Source organism: Paenibacillus sp. FSL R10-2796, from assembly GCF_037965315.1.
GTDB lineage: Bacteria > Bacillota > Bacilli > Paenibacillales > Paenibacillaceae > Paenibacillus_AQ > Paenibacillus_AQ odorifer.
The window spans coordinates 2,482,484-2,495,086 of record NZ_CP150178.1; the positions used below are offsets into that span (position 1 = coordinate 2,482,484).

Below are 12,603 nucleotides of genomic sequence, written 5' to 3' on the forward strand. Positions count from 1 at the left end.
AAATAAGGTTATGATTAATATATTGATATTAATCGTAATCATTACGTATATTATTTGTCATGAAAGGATTCTTATCTTGCTAACAATGAAGCGCGGGGATATTTTAATTATTGTGATAGCCTTGTTAGCTGCGGGCTTGATTTATGGCATGAAGTGGTGGGACAGCAGCAATGAGCAGTATCAGCAAGGGGATTTGAAAGCTATAATTACGGTGGACGGTCAAGAGTACAAAACCGTTTCTTTGACTAAAGAAGAACAAATTATAGATATTCAAACGAAATTCGGTCACAATACGCTAAAGGTGTTTGATTATGGAATCCAAATGACCTATTCTGATGCTCCCTTAAGAATTGCTTTGGAAATGGGGTTCATCTCAAGACCCAAACAGCAAATTATCTGTATTCCAGCTCGTATTATGGTAGAAGTATTTAATCCTAATAAGTCTGAGAATGATGAGGATGAGCTAGATGCGATTATTTAGTAATCTTAGTTGAGCCTTCTAGCCCCTTCCATGCGGTGATAGAGTCAGGACTGGTGTAGATGTAAGGTGTTACGGGTTGTTTGATAGGTGTAATAGACTCTGCACTAATTTGCATAATTTCTTGACCTTTATAGGGAACAACTTGAAGCTTGCCCCGGACCTCTATCCAGGTATCGGTAGGCAGGCTTTTTAGCTTGCCGGAATCCACTAATATCCCAAAAGGTGTAGCATCGGCAGTACAGCATTGGACCAGAAATCTACCTATGGCAAAAGAATTCTCTGAATGTTCACCTTGATCACGATATAAAAAGCCGGTAATAGTAATTTCTTTGCCTGCAAATTGTTGTTTGTACAGCTCAAGCGCACCTAAAGTTTCGGAGAAAATCGCCGAATAAACTGGGACCACAGGTTGTGCATAAAGGATCTTGGCCAGCTCGGTAAGCTCTTCATGGTAAGGATCAATGGACTCGAATCTCGCGGAATTTTTAGCTTCAGTGGGCAAGGAGGATAGGGAGATTCCTTTTTTAGCAGCAGCCATACTTCCCAATGCGCGATCAGGAAGAAGAAATCCGAGCAGCAGTGGAAAAAGGAATAATCCATATAGCGCTGTACTTTTGAAAAAAGAATGTGGGAGCCGATGCTCGCAGTCACAGAGAACACTACCTTTGCCAAATAAAGCCTGTATGGTCAGACTGAGCGCCATAAGTGTCAGCGGGATTGGGCATAATTGAACCCAGCGTGCCAGTTTAGGAGCTACATAATAATGCAAAGCGTCCTGCTGTACCAGATGCCCGATATAGAGGGCGAAAGCGAGCAGAATGACCGCCCTTAAGAAATAGTGAAACCGGATGCTACGAGAGTCATTCATGCTCTATCCTCCTACCCATGTTGTAAGCAACAGCTTACCACCTCTATGAATTACAGCCACAAGGACATGAATACCGCCCCAACAAACACGCTTGCGAAGATCAGAAAGAACAAATAAAGAGCGAATTTGGTCTTAAACAGCGAGAGCAACATCAATGAATTTTTGAAATCCAGCATGGGTCCGAATACCATAAAAGCGAGCAGAGCCCCAGATGGAAAAGAATGTACGAAGGTGGAAGCTACAAAGGCATCTGAGGTGGAGCAGAGCGAGAGCACAAATGCCAGTCCCATCATGAAGAAATATGACCCCAGCGGCTTAGCTCCGATCGCGGCCAGACTGTCTTGAACCATAAATGTCTGAATACCAGCGGTTAACAAGCAGCCGATAATTAAATATTTCCCCATCTCAAAAAACTCATCTGAGGTATGGACGAAGACAGCGGCTATTTTTCCCCCGCGAGAATTATTCTGATGAGCTTCCCCCGTTTCACGCTGAACATTTAGGCGGATGGGAGATTTTTTGACCGTTGCGTAGATTATCAAGCCTATGAGACAGGCTACAACAAACGCCAGACCCATACGGGCATAGGCCAGCTCCGAGTGGCTGCGAAATGCTGTCATGGTCGCCCCATAGACGACAGGATTTAGGATCGGTCCGGACAAAATAAAGACGATAGCCACGTAAACAGGCATACCTTTATGGATAAGCCGGCGGACGAGTGGGATCATTCCACATTCGCAGACCGGGAAAATAATTCCGAGCAGACATGCGAACAGAATGGCCGGAAGAGGTCGCCGCGGAATCCACCGAGAAATCATTTCATCCGGGATAAAGACGCGAAGCAGTGAAGATAACAATGCTCCTGCTAATACAAACGGCAAGGCTTCCAGCAATATGCCGATAAAAGCGGTTTTGAAGGTGTCGATGTACGCATTATCCAACAGTTCCAGATGATACGGCAGCCATACAAAACCAATGATAATCAGGAACGAGATCGGGAGGAGCAACGGCAGTATTTTTAATGGTAAAAAGGTAGTCAAAACTCGAATAAGGCGGACCACCGATCTGCCAGCTGTTCTTCATCTATATTCATCCCGATGAACACTACATAAGGCATACCAGGATAACGAGAGGCTTCCCAGGTAGTACGCATCCCCGCATATTGAACAAGCTGAACCGGCTCCTGTTCGGACAAAAGAATATGCCCCTTGGCACGTAATAGGTTGTCACCCCATTCTTGGAAGAAGGCCTCTAGGCGTTCTTTAGAAGGCATAGTTGTCCTTACCTGCGGAATGGTTAACGTGATGGCTGTTACCTGCGAGAAAGAAGCATGCTGCTCCTCATGCAGCTCTTTTACAGCGGTTCCCCCATGCTCTGAATGCATTTGTTTCAGTGATGCTCCTTTGAAGGTTTGAGGCGCTCGCTGCGGAGCCGGAGCTATGATTTTACGTGGGATAATTCCTGACAATATCGGAGACAGGTTGATTTCACTGTAATGGGTGTACACAATTTCAGCCTCCGTATTTTGTTTACGAACTCCCTTTTCAATTCGCCATAAGGTTTCCGGTTCTACGAGATCACTTTTATTAACGACAATAAGATCAGCTGTGGAAAGCTGCTTACGCAGGGTCCGAACGAGCTGTTTGTCAGAGGAGAGTCTGCTGTTATATTCTAGAGCATTTTCCGCATCTAACAGAGTGATGGTATAGTGCAGCTCCACCAGATCCTGTAGAGGAGTTTCCTGCAACGTTTTGGCGATTTCTTCAGGATCGGCGACGCCGGTCAACTCCATATAAATGGCATCTGGACGTCCTCTCAGCAGCACCATCAGGCTATCTGCCAAATCCTCTTTACGGCTACAACATACGCATCCGTCCAGCAGTTTAGTTACAGCTGTACCGGTATGCTCCTGCAAAATATACCCGTCCACATCTCGTTTGCCCAGTTCATTCATTACTACTCCTGGATTCAGCCCTCTTACCTTGCTCTCTTTCAGCAGGGACAACAGCAGAGTTGTCTTCCCGCTCCCCAGAAACCCGCTCAAAATAATTACTGGTATCTTCATGATCTCCACTCCTGCCTGATTCTCTAGGAATTACAAGAATCATATTTTTTATAATTCCATCTATACGTAATTTGTCCACCAGAAAGACCACAAAATTAAGAGAGTTGAAATTTTTACAAGATCATAGTTGACAGATTGTGAATAAACCGTGTACGATGTGTTAATCGTAATTATTACGATTTAATAAAAAGGAGATGGAAACGATGAGAGTAATCATTACTTTGGCATGTACGGAGACAGGAGATCGCAACTATACCACTACCAAGAATAAACGAAATCATCCAGGGCGTATGGAAATGAAAAAATATTGTCCACGCCTAAAGAGAGTAACCTTACATCGCGAAACCCGTTAAGGGCGGATGTTTTTAATCTTGATTTTATAAACGATAGGAGTGGTATAGTTGAAAAAGCTCCCTGTTACCGTGCTCAGTGGATATTTGGGCTCTGGGAAAACAACATTGTTGAATCATATTCTGCACAACCGTGACGGTCTTAAAGTAGCTGTTATTGTAAATGACATGAGTGAAGTGAATGTGGATGCGAATCTGGTGAAGTCCGGAAATACGCTTTCCAGGACTGAAGAGAAATTGGTTGAGATGTCCAATGGTTGCATCTGTTGTACACTTCGTGATGATTTGATTGTCGAAGTACAAAAACTGGCTGCGGAAGGGCGATTTGATTACATCCTGATTGAATCCTCAGGCATTAGCGAACCTGTACCAGTAGCACAGACCTTTACCTATGCCAATCCCGAGTTGGATATTGATCTGACTTCGCTTGCTCAATTAGACACGATGGTGACTGTTGTGGATGCTGGGCGTTTCTGGCATGACTTCTCCTCAGGTGATAGTCTGATGGACCGCAACCAAACGGCTGGAGAAGGGGATTTCCGCGATATTGTGGATCTGCTTATTGATCAGATCGAAACTTGTGATGTCTTGCTGCTTAATAAGTGCGATCTGTTGAAAGAAGATGAACTCAATAAGCTTGAAGCTGTGCTGCGTAAGCTTCAGCCGTCTGCTAAGCTGATCCGTACAATTAACGGCGTAGTAGATCCAAAGGAAATTCTAAATACCGGATTGTTTGATTTTGAGAAAACAAGCTTATCCTCTGGTTGGATCGCGGAGCTGAATAAAGAGACCCATACCCCTGAGACGGAGGAATACGGGATTTCTTCTTTCGTCTATCGCCGGAGAACACCGTTCCACCCGCAAAGATTAAGTTTTTTCTTTAGCAACTGGCCGGAAGAGGTCGTTCGGGCAAAAGGGGTGGCATGGGTAGCGGCAAAAGGTGATCTTGCAGCTACTGTAAGTCAGGCAGGACCTTCCATTCAGTTCGGACCTGCTGGTTACTGGTTGGCTACAATGCCTAAGGATCAGCAGTTGGAGGTGCTGGAAAGCGAACCTGAGCTGCGGGCAAAATGGGACGAGCAGTGGGGCGATAGAATAAATGAAATCGTATTTATCGGTGTAAATATAGATCAGGCACAACTCGAAGCCAGATTGGACAGATGTCTGCTGACAGCGGAGGAGCTGAAGCAGGATTGGACAAAGTTCAACAATCCACTTCCGTGGCCTGTTGAAGAACTCCTTGCGGCTGCTGAGGAATAGATACTTAGTAAATTAACGGTGGAAATCCGGAATCCAGAAGGTGGGATTCCGGATTTTTGTTGTATTCGAAAAAGGACTAATAGTTATTATTACGATTAATTTTCAGTTTTGGGTTTACAAATCGTAATGATTACGATATTATCAAATTTGTTAAATCGTAAAACTTACGATTTAATCTGGGTTGGACATAATATCAGTCAGAAGGGAGGCGAGGCATGATGATCCTATCATCCATGCGGAATGTAGTGTTCGGGTATGGGGATGAACCTGTTCTTGATGATATCTCATTAGATATTCATATCGGACAGTTTATTGGTATAACGGGACCCAATGGTGCTGCTAAAACCACCCTGCTGAAGCTAATGCTCGGCCTGCTTCGTCCATGGAGTGGAACGGTTCAGTTGAATAAAGAGTTATCAGATAACGGAAAGATGGTTATCGGCTACGTTCCACAGCAGGTAGCTTCTTTTAACGCAGGGTTCCCAAGTAAGGTGATCGAACTGGTTCGCTCGGGTTGTTATCCAAGGCTTGGATTATTTAGACGCTTTACACCTGAGCAGGACGAGATCGTTGAGCGAAGTTTAAAGCAGGTGGAGATGTGGCATTTGCGAGACCGGAAGATAGGAGAACTGTCAGGCGGCCAGAAGCAGCGGATTTGCATCGCTCGAGCATTGGCACAACAGCCGCAGATATTGGTTCTCGATGAACCTACTACGGGGATGGATCTGGACAGTCGTATTGGGTTCTATAAGCTGATGCGCCATGATGTCAGTGAACACGGCCGGACCGTAATCATGGTGACGCATGGCCTGGAAGAGACCAGCTCCTATCTGGATACGTTGATCAGCCTGGAACGAAAGGAGAATGAGGGTTGGCAATGTTTAGTTACGAATTCATGCAACGTGCATTTTGGGCCGGTGGATTAATTGGCATTATCGGTCCGCTACTCGGGGTATATCTCATGCTTCGCCGTCAGGTCCTAATGGCGGATACCCTCTCTCATGTTTCGCTTGCAGGAGTAGCACTAGGCTCAATACTACAGCTTAATCCGGCACTAAGTGGCTTCATGGTAGCGATTCTCGGTGGTATTGTCATCGAACAGCTTCGACGTTCTTATCGTACATATAGCGAGCTTCCGGTAGCGATTATTATGACCTCTGGATTAGCATTGGCAGTTGTACTTATGAGCTTAAAGCAGAATTTAAGTAAAAGCTTCAGTTCCTATCTGTTTGGTTCCATCGTTGCGGTCAGCTTCACTCAACTAAAGATTATCGCTGTGGTTGCTGTAATCGGTCTGATCTATTTTATTGTGTTACGCAGATCCTTATATAATCTGACCTTTGATGAAGAGACCGCTAGTATCAGTGGAGTTCATGTGGGCTGGTTATCATTTTCGTTTGCTGTACTAACTGGAATGACAGTCGCTGCTGCGATGCCAGTTGTTGGAGTGCTGTTAGTCTCAGCGCTTATTGTTTTGCCAGCTTCGATTGCTTTGCGTATAGCGTCTGGTTTTACGACAGCTATATTGATCTCAATCGGCGTAGGATTACTCGGCGTTTTTAGTGGCCTAAGTGCCTCGTATTACATCAATACACCGCCTGGTGGGACGATTGCTCTTATACTGCTATCGTTCTTATTAATCGCAATTTTGGTACAGAAGCTGATCCGACTAAGAAATCGTCGGCGAATTCATAAAACTATTTCCAGTAAAGGAGTTACACCTCTCAATGAAATTTAGAATCCATCATTTAGCCATTTTGTCCCTGTCCGCGTTACTTATTGCCGCCGGTTGCGGTAATAATGCTGTTAATTCTTCTACTACTACGAATGCTTCTGGAGCCGCAGAAGCTACAGCCCTTCCGGAGTCATCTAAATTAAATATTAAAGTCAGTTTCTATCCTATTTACGAGTTTACCAAAAATGTGGCAGGAGATCTGGCGGACGTGGAAGCACTCATACCAGCAGGAATCGAACCCCATGATTGGGAACCGACAGCAAAAGATATGGCAGAAATCTCAGATGCGGATATGCTGATCTATAATGGCGCAGGAATGGAAGGTTGGGTAGATCAGGTGCTGGAAAGTGTATCTGGCACTCCGTTAATTACTGTAGAAGCGAGCAAGGGTCTGGACATCATGGAAGGCACGGAAGAGGAAGAGGCTGACCACCACCATGAAGAAGGAGAGCATGCTCATGAAGAAGGAGAGCATGCTCATGAAGAAGGGGAGCATGCTCATGAAGAAGGAGAACATGCTCTTGAAGAGCATTCGCATGATCACGGTGGATTAGATCCGCATGTGTGGCTCAATCCTACATTAGCCATTCAAGAAGTGCATAACATTGAAGCAGCTTTAGCTGCTGCCGCACCTGAACATGCCGAGGATTTTAAGACAAATGCAGATGCTTATGTAGTTAAGCTGGAGCAACTGGATCAAGAATTTAAGGACGGTCTTAAGGATACTAAACGCAAGGATTTTATTACTCAGCATGCGGCTTTCGGATACCTTGCCAAGCAGTATGGATTAACTCAGGTCCCGATTGCCGGACTATCTCCGGAGCAGGAGCCTTCTGCCGCAAATATGAGTAAGATTGTGGAGTTTGCGAAAGAGCATAAAGTGAAGACGATTTTCTTCGAGACACTTGTATCCTCCAGTGTGGCAGACACAATAGCAAAAGAGATTGGTGCCAAAGCAGCCGTTCTAAACCCAATTGAAGGATTAACAGAGGAAGATCGCAGTCAAAACCTGGATTATTTAGGAATCATGCGTCAGAACCTGGAAGCCTTGAAGAGTGCATTGAACGAGTAGATTTAAAGGATGGAAGGAGAACGAACATGGCCAAGAAATCTAAAGTTGTGAAAGAATTGAAGAGACAAGCACTAGTCGCCAAATACGCTGTTAAAAGAAAAGAACTAAAGGAACAGGGGGACTATATGGCTTTGCAAAAGCTGCCACGTGATTCCTCCGCAACTCGTCAAAAAAATAGATGCCAAGTGTCTGGCAGACCTCGAGGCTATTTGCGGAAATTTAATGTTTCCCGAATTGTATTCCGCGAATTGGCGCATAAAGGTCAGATTCCGGGCATTACCAAGTCGAGTTGGTAAATGAGAACGGCTAATCCTCCGTAGTTTAGAGGATTGGCCGTTTTTGCTGTTCATCCATCATGGGCTTTAGAAAATTCGGCTATGCTTAGAATAGGAAAATGATTTATCATAGAAGGAATATATTTCTATTTAAGATGGAGGTGATGCAAATGAGCTATACCGATACTTTTATTCGTGTAGCAGAGGACTGTCCTGAGGAAATAGGAGTTCCTCCGATGTCTTGCCGAACGCTCCCGCCTGCACATGTGATTCAATATGAACTGTTAATCAATGAGCCCTACAAATACAATCATGAAGAACTTCTGTACGAGGTTCATGTGCGCCATAAACAAATTCCACAGGAAGAACGTTTGGCCCGTAAGGAAGAAATATGGAACGAACTATTTTCCAAAAATCATCCTTGTCTAAGGGCTTCACTGTTGCCGAAGCGTTTTGGTTGGGGTGTTCATTATAACGGTGAGGGGAAAATAGCTCTCTATGGCAAAGAGTCTCCCGAATATGACTATTTCACCTCCCAAGGGGAGGGAGCTGTGAAATTACTGCCTGCGATGCGTAACAAACGTGCTTCAAAAGGAGCGGATTAAGCTGTATAAATTCATAGAAGAAATCACACTTAATACTTGGCCGGCGGAGCAAAGCGTTCTCCTGCAGGGCTGGATTCTACGTTCGGCAGCTGGTTATACAAAAAGGGCCAATTCGGTCAATCCATTATACGGGGCTGACAGCTCTCAGGTTGAACTCACAGAACAAATCAAGCTTGCGGAGCGTTATTATGAGCATGCTGGACTACAGTCCGTGTTCAAAATAACCCCCTACATCCAGCCGCCAAAGCTTGATGAGATTCTTGCAGAGCGTGGCTATACAATTGCCGAGCCTTCATCTGTAAGGCTTCTTGATCTGGGGGACTTAGCGAGCCCCGATCTGCGTTATACGGTTCAGATACAGGAGAGCTTGACTGAAGAGTGGCTGCACACCTTCAGTGAGCTTACCGGCTTGTCTGATAAGAACCGGGAAACCTTAACTAGAATGTTGTCTGCATCACATTTGCAGCAGGGTTATGTCCTGTTGTTTAATCATGGTGTTCCTGTCACCTGCGGTCTTGGTGTGATTCAGAACGGGTACTTGGGTCTGTATGATATTGTCACTTCCCCTGCTCATCGTAGAAAGGGAATGGCGGAACAGCTGCTGCTAGCGTTGCTTAATTGGGGGAGAGCAAAGGGAGCAACAACTTCCTTTCTGCAAGTTGTGCAAGCGAATACGGGGGCTTCAGCCTTGTATGACAAGCTGGGTTTTAAGGAGATCTATCAGTATTGGTATAGAGTGAAAAACTAGCTGAGGAGGGGATGCGGTGAGAAAATTAGGATTGAATCTCCTGATCATTATTGTGTACTGTTTTCCATTTGTATATTTCGCGATGGATAAAGATTTCAATAATGGTTCAATGGTTGGTTATTTAATGATGATCGTCATAACATCACTAATAGCTTTTTTGGGAAAATGGTCTAATAATATAATTGCTATAGTCATTGGGAATATCGCTTCTGCATTTGTCTCTTATTATTTTATTAGCAACTTGTCAGGGGAAGGCGGTTGGGACGGGACGTTTTTCAAACCACTTGGACCTACAGGATCGTTTATATTTTTTAGTATGCTAAACCTGATCCCTCAGTTCCTTGCGATGAAATTAGCGAATAAATTTAAAAAGAAGGTCTAATCTATGTCCGAATACTGGAGTCGAAGATTTGCTCAGGAAGGAATGATCTGGGGGAGTGAACCTAGTCCTACAGCTCAGGCAGCAAGGGATATATTCCGGCAACATAACGTGAAATCAGTTTTAGTCCCGGGTGCGGGATACGGAAGAAATACGAAGGTGTTCTCAGATGAGTTTAAGACCTTAGGCATTGAGTTGAGCGAGGACGCGTTAAAGATGGCGGCAGAATGGGATCCCAAGAGCCATTTTATCTCAGGTTCCGTATTAGATCCTATTTCTGAAGTACAGGTTGATGCTGTCTACTGCTATGACGTATTGCATTTATTTCTCGAAGAGGATCGCCGCAGGCTCGTAGCTAATTGTCTGGAACAGCTGCGGCCGGATGGCTTGCTCTATTTTACCAGTTTTTCCGATGAGGATGCGAACAACGGCTGTGGAACACTTTTGGAACCGGGAACCTACGAATACAAAGAGGGAAAATACGCCCATTTTTTTAGTGAAGAAGATTTAAGACAACATTTTGCAGGTACGAAAATAATTACGACCGGCTCATGTGTGGAGACTTTATGTGGGCCGCTTGGAAAAAAACATCAATACATACTGAGATATATCGTCGCACGTAAATCTGCACTAAGCAAGTAATTTAGGGAGGAACTCCCTATAATTTCGTTGAATATCCGTAGAATCGGCTATATCAAATGAATTATAGGGACTTTTTCCCTAGACCTCTGTGCGCTGATCAGGAGTACCTTTTTTACACAAATTTACCTTGACCCGGTAGCGCCATTTTTTTGAAATTTTTGCACAAATGAGCAAGCTGAGTAGACAGCTCCTCACCTTCCATGGGTACTCCATGTCCCGAAAGAACAAGATGTGGATTCAGCAAGGCAAGGGTACGGACCGATTTCTCAGCAGCTTCCCAGTCTGTCGTGAAATAAGAGGGTGGGCCATGCACCACCTGATGCTGCGTAGCCACTGCAAATACGGATTCCTGTTTGACCGTAAGGAACGTATCACCTGCGATCAGAACTCTATCCTCAGGCCTGAACAGGGAGATATGTCCGGGACTATGTCCAGGGGTATGGATCCATTCCCAGCCCTTCGCACCAGGAACAGTCCTGTCTTCCGGCAAGGGATGAACGGCTGAACCAAGGTCAATGCCATGATGTGAAAATAAAGGGGAAATCATGCTCATAAGCCCGCCGCCTACGGCCGGATCGGCTGGAGGGTAGTCTTCTTTACCTGTCAGAAAAGGTAGTTCTAGCGGATGAGCATATACAGGCACATTCCATTCCTCAACAAGCCTTTTTACACCCCCAATATGGTCAAAATGCCCATGCGTCAGGATAATTGCCACCGGAGGTTTATCATAATGCTCCGTAGCAAAATCAATAATATTGCCTGTATATGAGCTAAGACCAGTATCTACAAGAACCCAATCCGAAGAGGGCTGGCCAATTAATGCGACATTTACAAACATAGTGCGAAGTCCAATGACACCAGGGGCCACTTTCCAAGTATCGGTATAGCCCTTTGACAGAATTCCGTTAAGTTTCATCTTGCGCCTCCTGACCCGTTCTTTAGTACTAGACAATATATTTACACACAGTAGTATGACCTCTTTTTAAGAAAAAAAGGTATGGCAAATAACCCTTCTCATGATTTCTTGAAGAAGGGCTGTGTTAGACGTGTTTTGTGAGAGGATTGTATTAGAGCGTTCCGCAGTCTGCAAATAGAATATGGCGTGGAATCCGAAAGAAAGCCTCGGCTTTTTCCTGCAGAGCAGGGGTCGGCAGATGGCTGTTGTGGAGCCATTTTCGAAATGTTCCAGGATGGACGCCTATCCAGATACTTACATCCGTTACTGAGAAATCGTAAACCATACAAAGTCCGGTCAGGATAACATTGCTGCGCGGTGAACTGGTAATACTTCTTTTCATAAAACGTGAAGGTGTAGGCTGACATACAATGGGGCTTTGACGAATCAACGCTTCATTGAACAGAATGTGGGGTGGGTACCCCAATAGGCGGCAGGTCTTGTCAATGTTATTGTTGGAAGGGATACGACCTTCGTATACCCAAGCGCTTACACTGCGTGAGGATATACCAAGCTCTTCTGCGAGTCGTGACAGCTTGATATCCTTAGCCATCAATACAGCAAGCAGCACACGGTTTCTAATCTGGCTGCGCTTTGGACGGCGAAATCTTTTGACTCGAACGCCTTGTCCAAGGTATTTGCGATTGATCAGAGACCACGCCTGGATATTATGAGTTTCTTGTTGGTTATTAGGCATAATTCCTCCGATTTTTTAAAAATATACTACAACACTTTCTGGTATATCGGCAATGGTTAATGCTGCTATTTCTGACAACACCGTTTAAGTTTCTTTCAGAACAGCTACGCTTATGATATATTTTTAATATCTAATTACAATATTACATTAGGGAGCGATATAGAATGATCAAACATATTGTGTTTTTCAAATTAAAAGATCGGTCCGAAGAAAGCGTAGCGGCAACGGTAGCGGTACTGCGTAATATGGAAGGTAAGATCCCGCAGCTTCTCTCCATCGAGGTGGGTGCTGACATCATTCATTCCGATCGTTCCTTTGATATTGCTCTAGTCACAGAAGTGGCTTCTCTAGAGGATTTACAGGCGTATCAGGTTCATCCGGCGCATAAAGAAGTTATTGCTCACATTAATGAAGTCAAAGAGCTCTCGATTGCTGTAGATTACGAAATTTAAGCAGCTGCTTGAATATAGT

17 protein-coding genes are annotated in these 12,603 nt (G+C 44.6%); 12 read left to right on the forward strand and 5 right to left on the reverse strand.

The annotated features are described in order from the left end of the window. Positions 1-85: 85 nt before the first annotated feature. Positions 86-481, forward strand: a complete 396-nt coding sequence (locus NST58_RS10970; RefSeq protein WP_076219890.1) for a NusG domain II-containing protein — start codon at positions 86-88, stop codon at positions 479-481. Here NST58_RS10970 and NST58_RS10975 read toward each other — a convergent pair. From NST58_RS10975 to NST58_RS10985, 3 genes are read right to left on the reverse strand one after another with little or no spacing between them, the layout of a single operon-like run. Beyond that, positions 474-1,349, reverse strand: a complete 876-nt coding sequence (locus NST58_RS10975; RefSeq protein ID WP_339247738.1) for a TIGR03943 family protein — start codon at positions 1,347-1,349, stop codon at positions 474-476. The genes NST58_RS10970 and NST58_RS10975 overlap by 8 nt on opposite strands. Positions 1,350-1,399: 50 nt before the next feature. Beyond that, the gene (locus tag NST58_RS10980; protein WP_339247740.1) at positions 1,400-2,410 is read right to left on the reverse strand and encodes a permease; all 1,011 of its coding nucleotides are present in this window, start codon (positions 2,408-2,410) and stop codon (positions 1,400-1,402) included. Beyond that, positions 2,386-3,414, reverse strand: coding sequence for a GTP-binding protein (locus NST58_RS10985; protein ID WP_036679372.1), 1,029 nt, complete (start codon positions 3,412-3,414; stop codon positions 2,386-2,388). The genes NST58_RS10980 and NST58_RS10985 overlap by 25 nt, the downstream gene beginning before the upstream one ends. Positions 3,415-3,617: 203 nt before the next feature. Here NST58_RS10985 and rpmG point away from each other — a divergent pair, with 203 nt between their 5' ends. The 10 genes from rpmG (at position 3,618) to NST58_RS11035 (ending at position 10,480) form a co-directional block, all read left to right on the forward strand. Continuing rightward, positions 3,618-3,767: a 50S ribosomal protein L33 gene (gene rpmG, locus NST58_RS10990; RefSeq protein ID WP_076098468.1), complete on the forward strand. Its 150-nt coding sequence runs from the start codon at positions 3,618-3,620 to the stop codon at positions 3,765-3,767. 48 nt (positions 3,768-3,815) lie between these two features. Continuing rightward, on the forward strand, positions 3,816-5,024 hold the full coding sequence (locus NST58_RS10995; RefSeq protein ID WP_076125069.1) for a GTP-binding protein: 1,209 nt from the start codon (positions 3,816-3,818) through the stop codon (positions 5,022-5,024). Between the two features lie 218 nt (positions 5,025-5,242). Further along, entirely contained in the window at positions 5,243-5,950 is a 708-nt protein-coding gene (locus NST58_RS11000; RefSeq protein WP_076184339.1) for a metal ABC transporter ATP-binding protein, read from the forward strand. Next, positions 5,896-6,762: a metal ABC transporter permease gene (locus tag NST58_RS11005; protein WP_339247743.1), complete on the forward strand. Its 867-nt coding sequence runs from the start codon at positions 5,896-5,898 to the stop codon at positions 6,760-6,762. Before NST58_RS11000 ends, NST58_RS11005 begins: the two co-directional genes overlap by 55 nt. Next, the gene (locus NST58_RS11010) at positions 6,752-7,831 is read left to right on the forward strand and encodes a metal ABC transporter substrate-binding protein (RefSeq protein ID WP_339247745.1); all 1,080 of its coding nucleotides are present in this window, start codon (positions 6,752-6,754) and stop codon (positions 7,829-7,831) included. The genes NST58_RS11005 and NST58_RS11010 overlap by 11 nt, the downstream gene beginning before the upstream one ends. Positions 7,832-7,857: 26 nt before the next feature. Next, on the forward strand, positions 7,858-8,127 hold the full coding sequence (gene rpsN / locus NST58_RS11015; protein ID WP_038569786.1) for a 30S ribosomal protein S14: 270 nt from the start codon (positions 7,858-7,860) through the stop codon (positions 8,125-8,127). A 149-nt stretch (positions 8,128-8,276) separates the two neighbouring features. Beyond that, positions 8,277-8,711: a DUF6157 family protein gene (locus NST58_RS11020; RefSeq protein WP_081383129.1), complete on the forward strand. Its 435-nt coding sequence runs from the start codon at positions 8,277-8,279 to the stop codon at positions 8,709-8,711. Next, positions 8,689-9,459 carry a GNAT family N-acetyltransferase gene (locus tag NST58_RS11025; RefSeq protein ID WP_081390515.1) on the forward strand — a complete coding sequence of 257 codons (771 nt, stop codon included), beginning with the start codon at positions 8,689-8,691 and terminating at the stop codon, positions 9,457-9,459. Before NST58_RS11020 ends, NST58_RS11025 begins: the two co-directional genes overlap by 23 nt. 16 nt (positions 9,460-9,475) lie before the next feature. Further along, positions 9,476-9,841: a hypothetical protein gene (locus NST58_RS11030; RefSeq protein WP_076125079.1), complete on the forward strand. Its 366-nt coding sequence runs from the start codon at positions 9,476-9,478 to the stop codon at positions 9,839-9,841. A 3-nt stretch (positions 9,842-9,844) separates the two neighbouring features. Beyond that, positions 9,845-10,480 (forward strand): class I SAM-dependent methyltransferase, encoded by a 636-nt coding sequence (locus NST58_RS11035; protein WP_076125081.1) that lies wholly within the window; start codon positions 9,845-9,847, stop codon positions 10,478-10,480. 112 nt (positions 10,481-10,592) lie between these two features. Here NST58_RS11035 and NST58_RS11040 read toward each other — a convergent pair whose 3' ends face one another. Together NST58_RS11040 and NST58_RS11045 are read right to left on the reverse strand one after the other, a co-directional pair. Beyond that, entirely contained in the window at positions 10,593-11,396 is an 804-nt protein-coding gene (locus NST58_RS11040) for an MBL fold metallo-hydrolase (protein WP_076184343.1), read from the reverse strand. Between the two features lie 151 nt (positions 11,397-11,547). Beyond that, the gene (locus NST58_RS11045; RefSeq protein WP_036679391.1) at positions 11,548-12,132 is read right to left on the reverse strand and encodes a helix-turn-helix transcriptional regulator; all 585 of its coding nucleotides are present in this window, start codon (positions 12,130-12,132) and stop codon (positions 11,548-11,550) included. A 164-nt stretch (positions 12,133-12,296) separates the two neighbouring features. Between NST58_RS11045 and NST58_RS11050 the strand changes: the two genes are divergently transcribed. Further along, entirely contained in the window at positions 12,297-12,584 is a 288-nt protein-coding gene (locus tag NST58_RS11050) for a Dabb family protein (protein ID WP_036689213.1), read from the forward strand. The last annotated feature ends 19 nt before the right edge of the window (positions 12,585-12,603 follow it).

Coding starts and splice junctions, on each gene's coding strand:
- NST58_RS11020 (WP_081383129.1), top strand. CDS start 8,277: ATGAGCTATACCGATACTTTTATTCGTGTAGCAGAGGACTGTCCTGAG.
- NST58_RS11035 (WP_076125081.1), top strand. CDS start 9,845: ATGTCCGAATACTGGAGTCGAAGATTTGCTCAGGAAGGAATGATCTGG.
- NST58_RS10985 (WP_036679372.1), bottom strand. CDS start 3,414: ATGAAGATACCAGTAATTATTTTGAGCGGGTTTCTGGGGAGCGGGAAG.
- NST58_RS11000 (WP_076184339.1), top strand. CDS start 5,243: ATGATCCTATCATCCATGCGGAATGTAGTGTTCGGGTATGGGGATGAA.
- NST58_RS10975 (WP_339247738.1), bottom strand. CDS start 1,349: ATGAATGACTCTCGTAGCATCCGGTTTCACTATTTCTTAAGGGCGGTC.
- NST58_RS11045 (WP_036679391.1), bottom strand. CDS start 12,132: ATGCCTAATAACCAACAAGAAACTCATAATATCCAGGCGTGGTCTCTG.
- NST58_RS10970 (WP_076219890.1), top strand. CDS start 86: ATGAAGCGCGGGGATATTTTAATTATTGTGATAGCCTTGTTAGCTGCG.
- NST58_RS11050 (WP_036689213.1), top strand. CDS start 12,297: ATGATCAAACATATTGTGTTTTTCAAATTAAAAGATCGGTCCGAAGAA.
- NST58_RS11040 (WP_076184343.1), bottom strand. CDS start 11,396: ATGAAACTTAACGGAATTCTGTCAAAGGGCTATACCGATACTTGGAAA.
- NST58_RS11010 (WP_339247745.1), top strand. CDS start 6,752: ATGAAATTTAGAATCCATCATTTAGCCATTTTGTCCCTGTCCGCGTTA.
- rpsN (WP_038569786.1), top strand. CDS start 7,858: ATGGCCAAGAAATCTAAAGTTGTGAAAGAATTGAAGAGACAAGCACTA.
- rpmG (WP_076098468.1), top strand. CDS start 3,618: ATGAGAGTAATCATTACTTTGGCATGTACGGAGACAGGAGATCGCAAC.